Source organism: Janibacter limosus NBRC 16128 (genome assembly GCF_001570985.1).
GTDB lineage: Bacteria > Actinomycetota > Actinomycetes > Actinomycetales > Dermatophilaceae > Janibacter > Janibacter limosus.
The window spans coordinates 1-13849 of sequence record NZ_BCSS01000038.1; the positions used below are offsets into that span (position 1 = coordinate 1).

The following is a 13849-nucleotide window of genomic DNA, read 5'->3' on the forward strand; positions in this document are numbered from 1 at the left end:
CCCGCCGTAGAGGAAGAGCCCGACGAGCAGGAGAGGCAGGCGGACGGCCAGGCGCCCGGCGCGTAGCTGGGCGAGTGGCCCGATGTCGGCGAGCTGGCGCCCGCGGGGAGTGGCGGGCGCGTCCTTGGTCATGGGGTCACCTAACACCCGCGAGGCCGAGGGTGTCGACCTGCCGCTCCAGGAGCACGGCGAGGAGTCGGTCCGCCGGGTCCGCCGAGCCGACCAGGTGCCCACCCAGCTCGAGGGTGACGATGCCGACGAGCGCCGCCAGCTCCGCGAAGGGGGCGACGCGCGCCTCCTTCGCCACATCGAGGAAGGGAGCGGGGTCATGAGAGGGGGAGGCGACCCCCTTCGCCCGGTGGTGAAGACGCCGGAGCCGGGTCGGCTCAGTCCCCGATGAGCTTCTTCCCGCGAGCGACGACCTTCTTGTCCGGGGCGTAGACGACGGCCGTGTCCTTGCCCTCGTAGTCGAACTGGTTGAGGAAGTAGCGGATCGCGTTGACCCGCCCCCGCTTCTTGTCATTGGACTTGATGACTATCCATGGCGCGTGCCGGGTGTCGGTCCGCTCGAACATCGCCTCCTTGGCCGCCGTGTACTCCTCCCACTTGTCGAGGCTCTCGAGGTCCATCGGGGAGAGCTTCCACCGACGCACGGGGTCGATCTGGCGGATCGCGAAGCGGGTGCGCTGCTCCTGCTGGGTCACCGAGAACCACAGCTTCGTCACGTGGACACCGGCGTCGGAGAGCATCCGCTCCACCTTGGGCGCCTGGTCGATGAAGCCCTCGTACTGCTCATCGGAGCAGAAGCCCATGACCCGCTCGACCCCGGCGCGGTTGTACCAGGACCGGTCGAAGAGGACGATCTCGCCGCTCGTGGGCAGGTACCGGAGGTAGCGCTGGAAATACCACTGCCCTTCCTCGCGCTCGCTCGGCTTCGTCAGGGCGACCACGCGCGCACCGCGCGGGTTGAGGTGCTCCGTGAAGCGCTTGATGGTCCCGCCCTTGCCCGCGGCGTCACGTCCCTCGAAGAGGACGACGAACTTCCGCCCGGTGTCCTGCGCCCAGTACTGGAACTTCAGCAGCTCGATCTGGAGCAGGTACTTCTCGACGTCGTAGTCGTTGCGGGTCATCAGCTCGTCGTAGGGGTAGTTCTCCCGCCAGGTCTCGACCGCCTTGCCATCGGGCGCGATGAGCATGGGGTCATCGCCCTGGTCGTCGCGGACGGTGTAGCCCTCGACCATCAGCTGGTCGATGTACTCGCGGAGGTTCTGCTTCTGCATGAGGTGTGCTTACCACCCCGAGATGACGAGCAGGTGGACAGCGACACCGGGCCGTGCCAAGAGGACACTGGACCCATGAGCAAGAGGACGGAGGGGGGCGGCGCCACCCCTGCGACGCGGGCGCTGGTGGCGGCCGGGGTGGAGTTCACCGAGCACGCCTACGAGCACGACCCGGCGGCACCGTCGTACGGGCTCGAGGCGGCCGAGGCGATCGGCGCACCTCCGGAGCGGGTCTTCAAGACGCTGCTCGCCCAGACCGACCTGCCCCGCGACCACGGCCTCCTCGTCGGCATCGTGCCCGTCACCGGGCAGCTCGACCTCAAAGCCCTCGCGGCGGCAGTCGGGGCCAAGAAGGCGAGCATGGCCGACCCGGCACTCGCGGAGAAGACGACCGGATATGTCGTCGGCGGCATCAGCCCCATCGGTCAGAAGCGTTCGCTGACAACGGTCCTCGACTCCTCGGCGCTGGAGCACGCGACGGTCTTCGTCAGCGGCGGGCGACGCGGACTCGATCTGGAGCTGCTCCCTTCGGACCTCGTGGCGGCCACCGGTGCGACAGTGGCGTCCATCGCCAGGGACTGACGTCCGTCCGCGTGTCGTACTGCCCTCAGGCCGGAGCCACGACCAACCGGCTCCAGCGCCTGGAGGACAAGGGCCTGCTCGACGCGGCACTCACCGCCCAGGAGCAGGCCCAGCTGGCCGCGCTCCTCAGCCGCTTCCCCGAGCGATCGGGTGACGCCGCCGTCGACCAGTGATGCCCGCGCTCCAGCCCGGCGTCGTTGTGCACGGTTGGCCGACGAAATAGCGTCAGCCAACTGTGCACAACGACGCCAACCCTCGACAACGACGCCGGGTCAGCGCTCGAGCGGGTCGACCTGACTCACGCAGCCGACGGGCAGGTCGCCGCCGTAGACATGGGGGAAGAGCTCGTCGCCACCGACGACCGCCGGCTCGTACCGCACGTCGAGGCCGTGGGTGGCGAGCGCCTGCTCGTCGAGGGTCAGGACGAGCAGGGGCTCGGTCACATCCGCGTAGAAGCGACCCGCGACTGCGTCCCGCTGCTGCTCGGACCCGCTGCAGTGCATGAAGCCCTCCTCCGCAATCAGCCGACCGCGAGTGGAGATCGGGTAGGTGCCGGCGGCCTGAGCGGCCTGCCAGTCGGACTCGAGGGCGATATGCTGGAGGGTCATGGGTCCATGGTGCCCCTCACATCTTGACGCCGATGTACTTCGTCTCGAGGAACTCCTCGATGCCGGTCATGCCCCCTTCGCGGCCGAGGCCGGACTCCTTGATCCCGCCGAAGGGAGCGGCGGGGTTGGACACGACGCCCTGGTTGAGGCCGACCATCCCGGCCTCGAGCGCCTCGCTGACCCGCAGTCCGCGGTCGAGACCCTGGGTGAAGACGTACGAGATCAGGCCGAAGGGAGTGTCGTTGGCCAGCGCGATCGCCTCCTCCTCGGTGTCGAACTCGGTGATCGCCGCGACCGGACCGAAGATCTCGGCCTCACCCATCTGCGCATCCGCCGGCACGCCCGTCAGGACCGTCGCGGGATAGAAGAAGCCCTCGCGATCGACCGGCTCCCCGCCGAGGGTTGCCGTGGCTCCCCTGCCCACCGCGTCGCGGACGAGCTCGTCGACCTTGTCGACCGCCTTCTGGTTGACCAAGGGCCCGACGACGACACCGTCCTCGACGCCACGACCCATGGGCAACGCGCCCATCCGCTCGGCGAGCCGACGGGAGAACTCGTCGGCCACACCCCGCTGCACGAGGATCCGGTTGGCCGCGGTGCAGGCCTGGCCGATGTTGCGCATCTTGGCGGCCATCGCGCCCTCGATCGCCACGTCCATGTCCGCGTCGTCGAAGACGAGGAAGGGGGCATTGCCCCCGAGCTCCATCGAGGTGCGCATGACCGTCTTGGCCGCCAGCTCGAGGAGGTGCTTGCCGACCGGGGTCGAGCCGGTGAAGGAGAGCTTGCGCGAGCGCGGGTCGAGGATCATCGGCGCCATGACGTCGTCACTCCTGCTCGTCGTCACGACATTGACCACGCCGGCCGGCAGACCCGCCTGCACGAGGATGTCCGCGAGCGCGAGGGTCGAGAGCGGGGTCTCGGCGGCGGGCTTGATGACCGAGGTGCAGCCGGCGGCGATGGCCGGGCCGATCTTGCGCGTGCCCATGGCCATCGGGAAGTTCCACGGGGTGATGAAGACGCATGGGCCGACCGGCTGCTTGGCGACGAGGAAGCGCGAGCCCCCGGCCGGGGCGGTCATGAAGCCACCGTCGATGCGCACGGCCTCCTCGGCGAACCAGCGGAAGAACTCGGCGGCGTAGGCGATCTCCCCCTTCGCCTCCGCCAGCGGCTTGCCCATCTCGAGGGTCATGATCAGCGCGAGCCGGTCGACGTCGGCGAGCATGAGGTCGCGGGCCCGGGTGAGGATCTCGCTGCGCTCCCGCGGCGGCGTCCTGGCCCAGTCCGCCTGGGCCGCAGCGGCGGCGTCCAGCGCGGCGGCCGCCTCGTCGGGGTCGGCGTCGGCGATCTCGCACAGAGGCTGCCCGGTCGAGGGGTCGACGACCGGCATCGTCGCCGCAGTGGTGCGCCACTCCCCCCCGATGAAGAGACCCGTCGGCACCGAGGCGATGGCCTCGCGCTCCTGCTCGCGGGTGACCTCTGCCGTATCCGTCGTGGTCATGGGTGACTCCTTCGTCAGCGTCCTTGCCGTCCCCCTCACCGTAGACGTATTGTCAACAATCAGACGAACAACTCGGAGGTTCTGATGACAGCGTTGTCCCCCCTGCTCAAGCAGGCCACCCCCGTCACGATCGACCATGCCCTCGGCAGTGAGATCTTCGACGTCGATGGCAACCGCCACCTCGACTTCACCGCCGGCATCGGCGTCGTGAGCACCGGCCACTGCCACCCCAAGGTGGTCGCCGCCGCGCAGGAGCAGATCGGCAAGCTCATCCACGGTCAGTACACGACCGTCATGCACAAGCCCCTCCTCGCGCTGGTCGAGCGACTCAACGGCGTCCTGCCCGAGCACCTCGACTCGCTCTTCTTCGCCAACTCCGGCAGCGAGGCGCTCGAAGCCTCCCTGCGCCTCTCCCGCCAGGCGACCGGTCGGCCCAATGTCATCGTCTTCCACGGCGGCTTCCACGGTCGGACGGTCGCGACGGCGACGATGACGACCTCCGGCACCCGCTTCTCGGCTGGGTTCAGCCCGCTGATGGGAGGGGTGCACGTCGCTCCCTTCCCCAATGCCTACCGTTACGGCTGGAGCGAGGAGGAGGCCACCGCCTTCGCGCTCAAGGAGCTCGACTTCATCCTCGCGACGCTCACCTCGCCGCAGGAGACCGCCGCCTTCATCGTCGAGCCCGTGCTGGGCGAAGGGGGCTATGTCCCGGGCAACACCGCCTTCTTCCAGGGTCTGCGCGAGCGGGCCGACAAGCACGGCATCCTCCTGGTGATGGACGAGGTCCAGACCGGCTTCGGCCGCACGGGCAAGATGTTTGGTCACCAGCACTTCGACGTGCAGCCCGACATCATCACCCTGGCCAAGGGGATCGCCTCCGGCTTCCCCATCTCCGGCATCGCGGCCTCGCAGGAGCTGATGAGCAAGGCCTGGCCGGGCTCGCAGGGCGGCACCTACGGCGCCAACGCGGTGGCCTGCGCCGCTGCCGTCGCCACCCTCGACGTCATCGAGGAGGAGGGCCTGGTCGCCAACTCCGCGGAGCGCGGCACCCAGCTGCTCGAGGGCGCGCGTGCCGCCGCCATCGACGGCATCGGTGATGTGCGTGGTCTCGGCCTGCTCGTGGGCAGCGAGTTCACCGCCGCCGACGGGACCCCGGACACCGCGCGGGCCGCGAAGGCCCAGCAGCTCGCTGCGACCAAGGGTCTGCTGCTGCTCACCTGCGGCGCCCACATGAACACCGTGCGGATGATCCCGCCGCTCGTCGTCACCGCCGAGCAGGTGGACGAAGCCCTGGAGATCTGGGGCAAGGTCCTTGCGGAGGTCTGAGTCCAGTCGCCGATTGGAGGTGAACCCGCTGATCAATCGCCGGCGCGTTTACCTCCAATCGGAGCGATGAATGTCTGTTGGAGGTGCGCATGAGTCGGTACATGTCGATCACGCTCGAGTCGCGCGGGGTGAGCTGCCGGGCGAGGCTGCTCGACGACGAGGCGCCGCTGACCTGCGACGCCGTCTGGGACGCGCTGCCTGCGGGCGGTGACGCCTTCCACGCGAAGTACGCGCGCAACGAGGTCTACACCCTGCTCCCACGGATCACCGCCGCACCGCACCGCGAAAATCCGACGATCACGCCCATCCCCGGCGACGTGTGCCTCTTCGACTTCGAGCCCTGGGAGATCGGCAACCCCGCCTACGGCTACGACCCGGGGTCGACGGCGCACGCCGAGCAGGGTGCCACCGACCTGGCGATCTTCTACGGCCGCAACAACCTGCTCATCAACGGCGACCTGGGGTGGGTGCCCGGCTCGGTCTTCGGCGCGATCGAGGAGGGGCTGCCCGAGATGGCGGCTGCCTGCAATGACCTGTGGCGCAACGGTTTCGCCGGGGAGCGGCTGGTCTTCGCCCGGTCCCAGATGTACTGACCAGAGAGGTTGGTCGGCCAGGCCAGCAGTCTGGAGCCGGCCGGGGCCGCTGCGTCGGTTGGGCCCAGATCGGCACCTCGATCGAAGCCTCACCCTCCGGATGGGTCTGGATGCAGGAACTCAGCCCGCGAGCACGCCCTCGATCCAACGCGCGGCTGCCAGGACGAGGTCGTCGGAGTGGCGCGGTCCGATGATCTGCAGGCCGACCGGCAGCCCGGCCGCGGTGGTCCCGCACGGGATGCTGATCGCCGGCTGCTGGGTCATGTTGAAGGGGTAGGTGTATGGCGTCCAGTCGGGCCAGCCGCGCATCCCACTGCCCGGTGGCACGTCGTGCCCGGCCTCGAAGGCCACGATCGGCATGGTCGGGGTGAGCAGCAGGTTGTGCTGCTCGTGGAAGGCGCCCATCGTGATGCCCAGCTGTGCCGCGACGGCGCGCGCCTGGAGGTAGTCGACACCGGAGCTGGTCTCCCCTTCGTCCCAGGCCCTCCCGAGGCCGGGATCGATGGTCTCGCGAGCGCCGGGCATGCCGCGCAGCAGCGTCGCGGCACCGGTCGCCCACAGCAGCTCGAAGGCCGCGAGCGGGTCCTGGAAGCCGGGGTCGGCCGCATCCACCGTCATCCCCGCGGCGGCGATGCGCGCGACGGCCGCGTCGACGACCCGGCCCACCTCGTCGTCGAGATCGACGAAACCGAGGTCACGTGAGTAGGCCACGTGCAGGCCGGTGAGGTCACGGGCCAGCTCTCCGCGGAAGGCGCGCGTCGGTGGGGCGAGCGAGGTCGGGTCGCGCGGGTCGGGCATCGAGAGGATGTCCATGAGCAGTGCCGTGTCCTCGACGGTGCGGGTCATCGGCCCCGCGTGGGCCAGCGGGCCGAAGGGGCTCGCGGGGAACATCGAGATCCGACCGTGCGTCGGCTTGAAGCCGACGATCCCGCAGAAGGACGCGGGGATGCGCACGCTGCCACCGCCGTCGGTGCCCACGGCGACCGGCGCCATGCCGGCAGCGACCGCGGCCGCTGCGCCCCCCGACGACCCTCCTGCAGTCGTCGAGGGGTCAGCGGGGTTGCGGGTGATGCCGGTCAGGGGTGAGTCGGTGACGCCCTTCCACGCGAGCTCGGGCGTCGTCGTCTTGCCGACGAAGACCATGCCGTCGGCACGCAGCCGGGCGGCGACGGGAGAGTCGACGTCCCACGCCTGGTCCGGGTCGATGGCCTTGGAGCCGCGAAGGGTGGGCCACCCCTTGGTGAGGAAGATGTCCTTGATCGAGATGGGCACCCCGTCGAGCAGACCCTGCGGGTGACCGGCGCGCCACCGCTCCTCGGAGGCGCGCGCCTGGACGAGCGCCGACTCACGGTCGACGAGGCAGAAGGCGTTGAGCTCCCCGTCGGCCGCCTCGATGCGATCGACGACTGCGTCGGTCGCCTCGACCGGGGAGAGCTCGCCGGCCCCGTAGGCGGCGACGAGCTCGACAGCGGTCATCTCGGTGGGGTTCATGCAGGGCTCCCGTCGGTCGGTACATATCCCAGTGAGGTGTCGACGACGTGCCGCAGCGGCTCCCCGTCGACCCAGCGGGTGAAGTTGTCCGCGAAGAGCTGCACGAGCTCATCGCGCCATCCGACGAAGTCCCCCGAGCTGTGCGGGGTGATGACGACATCGGGCAGGTCCCACAGGGGGTGGTCCTCCGGCAGTGGTTCCGTGTCGAGCACGTCGAGGGCGGCGCCGGCGATCGCGCCCTCCTGCAGCGCGGTGACGAGATCGTCGGTGACGACCGACTCGCCCCGGCCGACGTTGATGAAGCGGGCATGGTCGGGCATCGCGCGGAAGGCCGCGGCGTCGAACATCCCCCGCGTCGCGTCCGTCAGCGGGGCGATGCAGACGACCCAGTCGGCCCCGGCGAGCGCGTGGTGGAGGTCCTCCTGTGCGGTCACTGTGCCGAAGTCCGGGTCGTCGGTGCGGGCGCGGCGCCCGGAGGCGGAGACCTCCATGCCGACGGCGCGCAGCAGCCGGGCGATCGCGCGGCCGATCTGGCCGGTCCCGACGACGAGGACCCGCGAGCCCGCGACCCGCTCGGACTCGCGGTGCACCCACCGGTGGGCCTGCTGCAGCTCCCAGGAGCGCGGCAGGCCCTTGGCGATGCTCACGATCTGCCCCAGGACGTACTCCGCGATCGACCCGTCGAAGACGCCCCGCGAGTTGGTGAGGACGACCTCGCTCTCGCGCAGCTGCGGGGAGAGGATCGCGTCGACGCCCGTGGAGGCCACGTGGAGCCACTCGAGGGAGTCCGCCGCGTGCCAGGCATCGGGGATCGCGGTGGAGAAGAAGTCGTAGGCGAAGAGCACGTCGGCGCCGACGATCGCCTCGGGCAGCTCGGCTGCCGTCGCGAAGCGCACCTCGTGCGCCCGCTCGAGGACCGGCGCCATCGCCTGCTCGCTCGGGACATCACCGTCGTGGAGCACCACGACCACGGACTGCCTGGGCATGTTGACAACGTAGAAGCGGGTTCCTAGATTGTCAACAATCTGGCAATCCGATGCGAAGGGTGGTCCTCGCGTGGAGCTCACCGGCATCGAGTTCGACGGCCCGCTGGCCCAACGCGGCATCGGCGTCATCGCCCCCTTCGACCTGGCGCTGGAGCGAGAGCTGTGGCGATGGGCACCGCTGGAGGTCAGCTTCCACCTGGCGCGCACCCCCTTCGAGCCGGTGCCGGTCAGCCTCGAGATGGCGCAGCGGGTCTCCGACGTTGGCGCGCTGCAGGCCGCCACCCGTGAGCTGCTCGGGGTGGACCCCGAGGTCGTGGCCTACCTGTGCAGCTCGGGCAGCTTCATCCACGGGCGCGAGGGAGAGGTCGCGCTGCGCGAGGCGATCACGGATGCCGGCGCCCCGGATGCGGTCACCTCCTCGGGTGCGCTGGCCGAGGCCGTGACCTCCCTGCGCCTGCGCCGCATCTCGGTCATCACCCCCTACGACCAGCCGCTGACCGATCGCCTCGTCGACTTCCTCGGCGAGCTCGGCGTCGAGGTCGTCACCGCGCAGCACCTGGGTCTCGGCGGCGGCATCTGGCGGGTCAACTACCGCACCGTGGCCGAGCTCGTCTGTGCCGCAGACGATCCCGCGAGCGAGGCCGTCTTCGTCTCCTGCACCAACCTGCCGACCTACGACATCATCGACCCGCTCGAGCGCGATCTCGGCAAGCCGGTGCTCACGGCCAACCAGTTGACCGTCTGGGCCTGCCTGGCACGCATGGGACTGCCGATGATGGGACCGGGCCGCTGGTTGGGGGAGGCGTTCGGACGATGACATCGGTGACCGCCGGCATCATCTACCCGGATCACGCCGCAGAGGACGAGTACCCTTGGGCCGCAGACCTGCTCGGCGTGCACCTGCCGGTGACGCATGTCTACGGCACGGACCTGCACGCGGTGCCGGAGCTGCTCGACCTCGGCCGTCCGGACCGCCTGGCAGCCGGTGCCGCGGCACTCGCCGAGCACGACCCCCAGTCGGTGATCTGGGCCTGCACCTCGGGCAGCTTCGTGTACGGGCCCGAGGGCGCGCGGCAGCAGATCGACCAGCTCGCCTCTGCTGCAGGCGTCCCCGCGTCGAGCACGAGCGCGGCCTTTGTCGACGCCCTGGCCCACCTCGACCTGACCCGGGTGGCGGTGGCCGCGAGCTACCCGCAGGAGGTCGCCACCCTCTTCGTCGACTACCTGGCCGCCGCCGGGGTCGAGGTGGTCGCCATGTCCAGCGCCGGGATCGACACCGCCTCCGAGGTCGGATCCCTCTCCCCCGCGCAGGTCATCGACCTGGCGGCGGCCCACGACCATCCCGAGGCGCAGACGCTCCTCGTCCCCGACACCGCGATGCGTACCCTCGGCGTCATCCCCGACCTCGAGGCACGTCTGCGCAAGCCGGTGCTCACCGCCAACCAGGTGACGATCTGGCAGGCCCTGCGGCTCGCCGGGTCCGCGCCGACGTCGACCGTGCTGGGAACCCTCTTCGCACGAAGGCAGGACCATGCCCCTGAGTGACCTGACCCACAACCCTCGCCGCTCCACGGTCGAGCACATCGCCGACGAGCTGCGCAGCGCCGTCATGACCGGACGCCTCGAGCCCGGCGAGCAGCTCGGCGAGGCCGACCTGGCGGCACACTTCGAGGTGTCGCGGGGGCCCCTGCGCGAGGCCATGCAGCGCCTGGTGTCCGAGGGGATCCTGCACGCGATCACCAACCGCGGGGTCTTCGTCAGCGAGCTGACCCTGGAGGACGTGCGCGATGTCTACCGCACCCGCTCGGTCATCGAGCGCGGCGCCCTGGAGGTGGTCCTCGACGAGGGGCAACGCGAGGCGACGGCGGCCGAGCTCGACGAGGTGGTGCGTCGGATGCGACGCGCGGCGGCCACGGGGGACGGACCCGCGGTCTCGGACGCGGACCAGCACTTCCACGAGGTCCTCGTCGAGGCCTCCGGCAGCCCACGGCTCATCCGGGCCATGCGCACCCTGCTCGTGGAGACGCGGATGTGCCTGGGCGAGCTGCGCACGACCTACACCGACCTCGAGGCACAGGTCGACGAGCACGAGGCCCTGCGGCGCACGATCCTCGAGGCGACCCCCACCAAGGCCAAGTCGGCCCTGCAGGCGCACCTCGACGACGCGGTGGAGCGGCTCGTGGCCAAGCGCACCTGAGCTGCCCGCCCCCTTCGCACCGGCCGTGAGGATGCCCGTGGGAAGGCGAGCGCTCAGGGGATGACGATCCGCGCGCCCTCCAGCAGGTGCAGGTTGGTCGAGGCGAGGCTGAAGGCGGTCTGCCGCATCGGGATCCGCTCGGTGGTCCAGTGCTCGGCGAGCACCGCGACCTTGGAGCGCATCTCGGTCGAGAGCCGGCGGAAGGAGTCCTGCGGATCCGTCCCCACCTGACCCTGCAGCAGCCACCAGGCCCAGGCTGCTGCACCGGTGTTGGCGATGAAGTCGGGGACCACGGGGATCCCCCGTGCCACGAGCGTGTCCTCCGCGGCCCACGTGGAGGCGGCGTTGGCGGCCTCGACGACGACGCGAGCGGCCACCCTGTCGACATTTTCCTCACGGATGGCGTACGAGACCGCGGCCGGCACGAAGATGTCGGCGGGGATCCCGAGGATCGCGTCGCGGTCGAGCTGCTCCACTCCCTCGGGGACCTGCGAGCGATCGATCTCGCCGTAGACATCGCGCAGCTCCAGGAGCGCGTGGACGTCGAGCCCGGCCGGGTCGAAGAGCGTCCCCCGGGCGTCCGCGATCGCCGTGACCTTGGCACCGGCCTCGTGGAGGTACCAGGCCGCGCCGCCACCCATCGTCCCGATCCCCTGGATGGCCACCTCGGTCTCGGGGATCGACCAGCCGAAGCCTTCGGCCACACCGAGGCAGGCCTGCGCCACTCCGTAGCCGCCGATGATGTCCCCGAGCGGCAGTCCGTCGGTCATGACAGCGAGCCCGGCGTGGACCCGCTCGAGCGTCGCGGTCGGGTCGGTTGAGTGGGTGATGGCCGCGTGGAAGGACTGCGACAGGCCGATCTCCTCGAAGGCCCCGTCGATGAGCTGCTGGGTCACGCCGAGGTCCTCGGCGGTCACCCAGTGGCCGTCGAGCCACGGACGCATCGCCTCGAAGAAGCGCGTGAGCACCCCGAAGGCCCGCGGGTCCTTGGGGTTGAAGTCGATGCCGCCCTTGGCTCCACCGACGGGCAGCCCGAAGGCCGCGGTCTTGGTCGCCATGCCGCGTGCCAGGTCGGCCACCTCGTCGCGGGTGCACCCGGCGCGCATGCGGGTGCCACCGGTCGCCATGTCGCAGACGAGGGTGTGCACGACCAGGTAGCCCCGGGCCCCGGTCACCGGATCGACCCAGTGCTCCTCATGCGCCGGGGCGCGGTCGACGAAGTCATGAGCCGGGTTGGTGGGGTGCGTGAGAGTCATGGATGAACCACCTCTATCCGTGGGGACCGATGACCTCAGCGTCAGCCTGTGACACCGCTCACGTCCAGTTACAGAAGATGGGCTCGATCGTGCACCTCCACTGCACGATGGCGCGGGCCTATGGTGACGCCATGGAGCTGTCCCTGCGACGACTGCAGATGCTGCGCGAGCTGCACCGGCGCGGCACGGTGACCGCCGCTGCCCAGGCCCTGCACTACAGCCCGTCCGGCGTCTCCCAGCAGCTGGCCCAGCTCGAGCGCGAGGTCGGTGTCCAGCTCATCGAGAAGACCGGCCGGCGGGTGCAGCTCACCGAGCTGGGGCTGCTGCTGTCCGAGCACGCCGAGGAGATCCTCGCGTCCGTCGAGCGGGCCACCACCGCCATCGAGCAGGCCCAGTCGGGCATCACCGCGAGACTGAGCGTGGGCGTGTGGGCCTCGGTCGCGTCGGGCCTGATCCCCCGGACCCTGTCCGTGCTCGCCGTCGACCATCCCGGCATCGCGGTGAGCACGACCGAGCTGCTCCCGGAGGAGACCGCGAGCGCCGTGCGCGACGGACGGGTCGACGCGTCCTTCGTCATCGACTACTCGAGCCGCACCACCGACTGGGAGCCCACGCTGCACCGCTCCGTCGTCGCCGTCGAGCGGTTGCACGCGGCCGTTCCCGAGGGCGCGATCCCGGACGACACCGTGTCGCTGACGGCGCTGGCCGAGTTCCCCTGGATCCTGGCGGGGCCGCGGTCCCACTTCGGTCGGGCGGTGCGCGCCGAGTGCCACACGCGAGGGTTCGAGCCGCGGATCGCCCACACCGTGGAGGAGCAGTTCACCGCGCTGGCGATGATCGCCGGCGGGCTCGGCGTCAGTCTCGTCACCGACCTGGGCCTGACTCTGCTGCCGCCCGGCGTCGACGTCGTCTCCCTCGAGGAGCCGATCCTGCGCACCCTGTCGGTCGCCCACCGCGCGACGTCGACGCCACGCCCGTCGATCGACCTCTTCGTCGAGGCGGTGCGCGCGGCCGCCGAGGAGCAGGGGCTGGGTGCCGGCGGCACCCCTCCTGCGTCCACCTAGGCAGATGCGGGTTCTTGGCTCCCCTGCGGGGCAGGCGCCAGGAGGAGACCGGCGCCGGCGACGACCTGCCAGACGATGACGGCATCGACCGCGAGACGCTCCCAGAGACCGAAGCCACCGACTCCGGTCAGCACCAGCACGCAGCCGAGCGCCGAGGCCGCCGCGCACACCCCGGTCCACGCCGTCAGGGGCGAGCCCCGTCCGGCCACCGCCACCGTGATCGCCGTCAGCAGCACCGCCCCGCCGACGATCGCCATGACGGCTCCGAGTCCGTGCATGGTGGCCCGCTCCGAGGTCCCACCGGTCGGGTAGAGCCCGACGATGATCGTCCCCGCCCCGTGGACTGCGGCGAGCAGCAGCACGGCCCACCGGGCCCTGGGGACGAAGGGGGCGAGGACCAGCGCCGCGAGCAGCACCCGCACCCCGGACGCGATGAAGGTCGCGTTCATCGCGACGTGCCGGGTGGACTCCGTGGGCGGGGTCCCCCCGGCGTCCATCACCTCGGGGACGCCGAGTGAGCTGATCGCGTCCTGGGTCCAGCTGTAGGGCCGCCCCTGCCAGCCCCCGACGGCCCACGCCTCACCGACCAGGTAGGCGAGGGCGAGCAGGAGCAGGAGTCCGCCGAGGCGGCGACGCATCACACTCCGGACGAAGGGGGGTCCGCCGGCGGGTCCTCGCCGGCACCGCGATCGGGCGCCTGCTCCGCGACGATGTCGACGCCTGCCGCGAGACCGGAGCGCACCGTGGACACCACGCCCTGGGCCTTGCCCCCGGTGACGCGGTCGATCTCGCCCTGCGCCTTGCCCAGGAAGTCGTGCGCCTGGTCGCGGTGGTCTGCGGCGAAGCCACCGGCGGCTCCCACCGCCTGCTGGGCAAGCTTCGCCGCGGCCGCGCCGGCTGCTGCGAGGTGCTTGTCCAGCTCGAGGTCCTCGATGGCCTTGCGGGCGTCTCGCTTGTCGTTGGTCACG

At 70.7% G+C, this 13849-nt stretch carries 17 protein-coding genes; 8 read left to right on the plus strand and 9 right to left on the minus strand.

The features are described from left to right. Nucleotides 1-136 precede the first annotated feature (136 nt). Both JLI01S_RS16735 and ppk2 read right to left on the minus strand, forming a co-directional pair. Complete coding sequence (locus tag JLI01S_RS16735; protein WP_174521323.1) at nt 137-307, minus strand: hypothetical protein; 171 nt, start codon at nt 305-307, stop codon at nt 137-139. Nucleotides 308-386: 79 nt separating this feature from the next. After that, nucleotides 387-1280 carry a polyphosphate kinase 2 gene (gene ppk2 / locus JLI01S_RS13040; protein WP_068265308.1) on the minus strand — a complete coding sequence of 298 codons (894 nt, stop codon included), beginning with the start codon at nt 1278-1280 and terminating at the stop codon, nt 387-389. 75 nt (nt 1281-1355) lie between these two features. Here ppk2 and ybaK point away from each other — a divergent pair, with 75 nt between their 5' ends. Together ybaK and JLI01S_RS17015 are read left to right on the plus strand one after the other, a co-directional pair. Next, nucleotides 1356-1862 (plus strand): Cys-tRNA(Pro) deacylase, encoded by a 507-nt coding sequence (gene ybaK / locus JLI01S_RS13045; protein ID WP_068265310.1) that lies wholly within the window; start codon nt 1356-1358, stop codon nt 1860-1862. Nucleotides 1863-1873: 11 nt separating this feature from the next. After that, complete coding sequence (locus JLI01S_RS17015; protein WP_157074958.1) at nt 1874-2035, plus strand: hypothetical protein; 162 nt, start codon at nt 1874-1876, stop codon at nt 2033-2035. A 99-nt stretch (nt 2036-2134) separates the two neighbouring features. Here JLI01S_RS17015 and JLI01S_RS13050 read toward each other — a convergent pair whose 3' ends face one another. Together JLI01S_RS13050 and JLI01S_RS13055 are read right to left on the minus strand one after the other, a co-directional pair. After that, a complete protein-coding gene (locus JLI01S_RS13050; protein WP_068265313.1) occupies nt 2135-2470 on the minus strand; it encodes a DUF952 domain-containing protein in 336 nt (111 codons plus the stop codon). A 16-nt stretch (nt 2471-2486) separates the two neighbouring features. Beyond that, a complete protein-coding gene (locus JLI01S_RS13055; RefSeq protein ID WP_068265315.1) occupies nt 2487-3968 on the minus strand; it encodes an NAD-dependent succinate-semialdehyde dehydrogenase in 1482 nt (493 codons plus the stop codon). 84 nt (nt 3969-4052) lie between these two features. Between JLI01S_RS13055 and JLI01S_RS13060 the strand changes: the two genes are divergently transcribed. Beyond that, entirely contained in the window at nt 4053-5294 is a 1242-nt protein-coding gene (locus tag JLI01S_RS13060) for an aspartate aminotransferase family protein (RefSeq protein WP_068265324.1), read from the plus strand. A gap of 89 nt (nt 5295-5383) precedes the next feature. Then, the gene (locus tag JLI01S_RS13065; protein WP_068265330.1) at nt 5384-5887 is read left to right on the plus strand and encodes a DUF3830 family protein; all 504 of its coding nucleotides are present in this window, start codon (nt 5384-5386) and stop codon (nt 5885-5887) included. Between the two features lie 120 nt (nt 5888-6007). On the opposite strand, the gene JLI01S_RS13070 is transcribed toward JLI01S_RS13065, so the two are convergent. Continuing rightward, on the minus strand, nt 6008-7378 hold the full coding sequence (locus JLI01S_RS13070) for an amidase (RefSeq protein ID WP_068265332.1): 1371 nt from the start codon (nt 7376-7378) through the stop codon (nt 6008-6010). Then, nucleotides 7375-8364, minus strand: coding sequence for a D-2-hydroxyacid dehydrogenase (locus JLI01S_RS13075; protein ID WP_068265334.1), 990 nt, complete (start codon nt 8362-8364; stop codon nt 7375-7377). The genes JLI01S_RS13070 and JLI01S_RS13075 overlap by 4 nt, the downstream gene beginning before the upstream one ends. 70 nt (nt 8365-8434) lie before the next feature. Here JLI01S_RS13075 and JLI01S_RS13080 point away from each other — a divergent pair, with 70 nt between their 5' ends. From JLI01S_RS13080 to JLI01S_RS13090, 3 genes are read left to right on the plus strand one after another with little or no spacing between them, the layout of a single operon-like run. Then, on the plus strand, nt 8435-9181 hold the full coding sequence (locus JLI01S_RS13080) for a maleate cis-trans isomerase family protein (RefSeq protein WP_068265336.1): 747 nt from the start codon (nt 8435-8437) through the stop codon (nt 9179-9181). Further along, nucleotides 9178-9909: a maleate cis-trans isomerase family protein gene (locus tag JLI01S_RS13085; RefSeq protein WP_068265377.1), complete on the plus strand. Its 732-nt coding sequence runs from the start codon at nt 9178-9180 to the stop codon at nt 9907-9909. The genes JLI01S_RS13080 and JLI01S_RS13085 overlap by 4 nt, the downstream gene beginning before the upstream one ends. After that, entirely contained in the window at nt 9896-10561 is a 666-nt protein-coding gene (locus JLI01S_RS13090; RefSeq protein ID WP_068265338.1) for a GntR family transcriptional regulator, read from the plus strand. The genes JLI01S_RS13085 and JLI01S_RS13090 overlap by 14 nt, the downstream gene beginning before the upstream one ends. Before the next feature lie 53 nt (nt 10562-10614). Here the strand turns inward: JLI01S_RS13090 and JLI01S_RS13095 are convergent, their stop codons facing one another. Then, nucleotides 10615-11817: a Glu/Leu/Phe/Val dehydrogenase dimerization domain-containing protein gene (locus JLI01S_RS13095; RefSeq protein WP_068265340.1), complete on the minus strand. Its 1203-nt coding sequence runs from the start codon at nt 11815-11817 to the stop codon at nt 10615-10617. Nucleotides 11818-11948: 131 nt separating this feature from the next. On the opposite strand from JLI01S_RS13095, the gene JLI01S_RS13100 reads away from it, so the two are divergent. Continuing rightward, nucleotides 11949-12881 carry a LysR family transcriptional regulator gene (locus JLI01S_RS13100; protein WP_068265378.1) on the plus strand — a complete coding sequence of 311 codons (933 nt, stop codon included), beginning with the start codon at nt 11949-11951 and terminating at the stop codon, nt 12879-12881. On the opposite strand, the gene JLI01S_RS13105 is transcribed toward JLI01S_RS13100, so the two are convergent. Then, complete coding sequence (locus tag JLI01S_RS13105; RefSeq protein ID WP_068265342.1) at nt 12878-13519, minus strand: DUF998 domain-containing protein; 642 nt, start codon at nt 13517-13519, stop codon at nt 12878-12880. The two genes, JLI01S_RS13100 and JLI01S_RS13105, sit on opposite strands and share 4 nt — an antisense overlap. Next, nucleotides 13519-13848, minus strand: a complete 330-nt coding sequence (locus JLI01S_RS13110) for a hypothetical protein (RefSeq protein WP_068265344.1) — start codon at nt 13846-13848, stop codon at nt 13519-13521. The genes JLI01S_RS13105 and JLI01S_RS13110 overlap by 1 nt, the downstream gene beginning before the upstream one ends. Nucleotide 13849: the final 1 nt, after the last annotated feature.

Excerpts from the sequence above, each read along its gene's own strand:
- JLI01S_RS13100 (WP_068265378.1), top strand. The coding sequence starts at position 11,949 with ATGGAGCTGTCCCTGCGACGACTGCAGATGCTGCGCGAGCTGCACCGG.
- JLI01S_RS13105 (WP_068265342.1), bottom strand. The coding sequence starts at position 13,519 with ATGCGTCGCCGCCTCGGCGGACTCCTGCTCCTGCTCGCCCTCGCCTAC.
- ppk2 (WP_068265308.1), bottom strand. The coding sequence starts at position 1,280 with ATGCAGAAGCAGAACCTCCGCGAGTACATCGACCAGCTGATGGTCGAG.
- JLI01S_RS13060 (WP_068265324.1), top strand. The coding sequence starts at position 4,053 with ATGACAGCGTTGTCCCCCCTGCTCAAGCAGGCCACCCCCGTCACGATC.
- ybaK (WP_068265310.1), top strand. The coding sequence starts at position 1,356 with ATGAGCAAGAGGACGGAGGGGGGCGGCGCCACCCCTGCGACGCGGGCG.
- JLI01S_RS13070 (WP_068265332.1), bottom strand. The coding sequence starts at position 7,378 with ATGAACCCCACCGAGATGACCGCTGTCGAGCTCGTCGCCGCCTACGGG.
- JLI01S_RS13065 (WP_068265330.1), top strand. The coding sequence starts at position 5,384 with ATGAGTCGGTACATGTCGATCACGCTCGAGTCGCGCGGGGTGAGCTGC.
- JLI01S_RS13055 (WP_068265315.1), bottom strand. The coding sequence starts at position 3,968 with ATGACCACGACGGATACGGCAGAGGTCACCCGCGAGCAGGAGCGCGAG.
- JLI01S_RS13090 (WP_068265338.1), top strand. The coding sequence starts at position 9,896 with ATGCCCCTGAGTGACCTGACCCACAACCCTCGCCGCTCCACGGTCGAG.
- JLI01S_RS13050 (WP_068265313.1), bottom strand. The coding sequence starts at position 2,470 with ATGACCCTCCAGCATATCGCCCTCGAGTCCGACTGGCAGGCCGCTCAG.
- JLI01S_RS13095 (WP_068265340.1), bottom strand. The coding sequence starts at position 11,817 with ATGACTCTCACGCACCCCACCAACCCGGCTCATGACTTCGTCGACCGC.
- JLI01S_RS13085 (WP_068265377.1), top strand. The coding sequence starts at position 9,178 with ATGACATCGGTGACCGCCGGCATCATCTACCCGGATCACGCCGCAGAG.
- JLI01S_RS13075 (WP_068265334.1), bottom strand. The coding sequence starts at position 8,364 with ATGCCCAGGCAGTCCGTGGTCGTGGTGCTCCACGACGGTGATGTCCCG.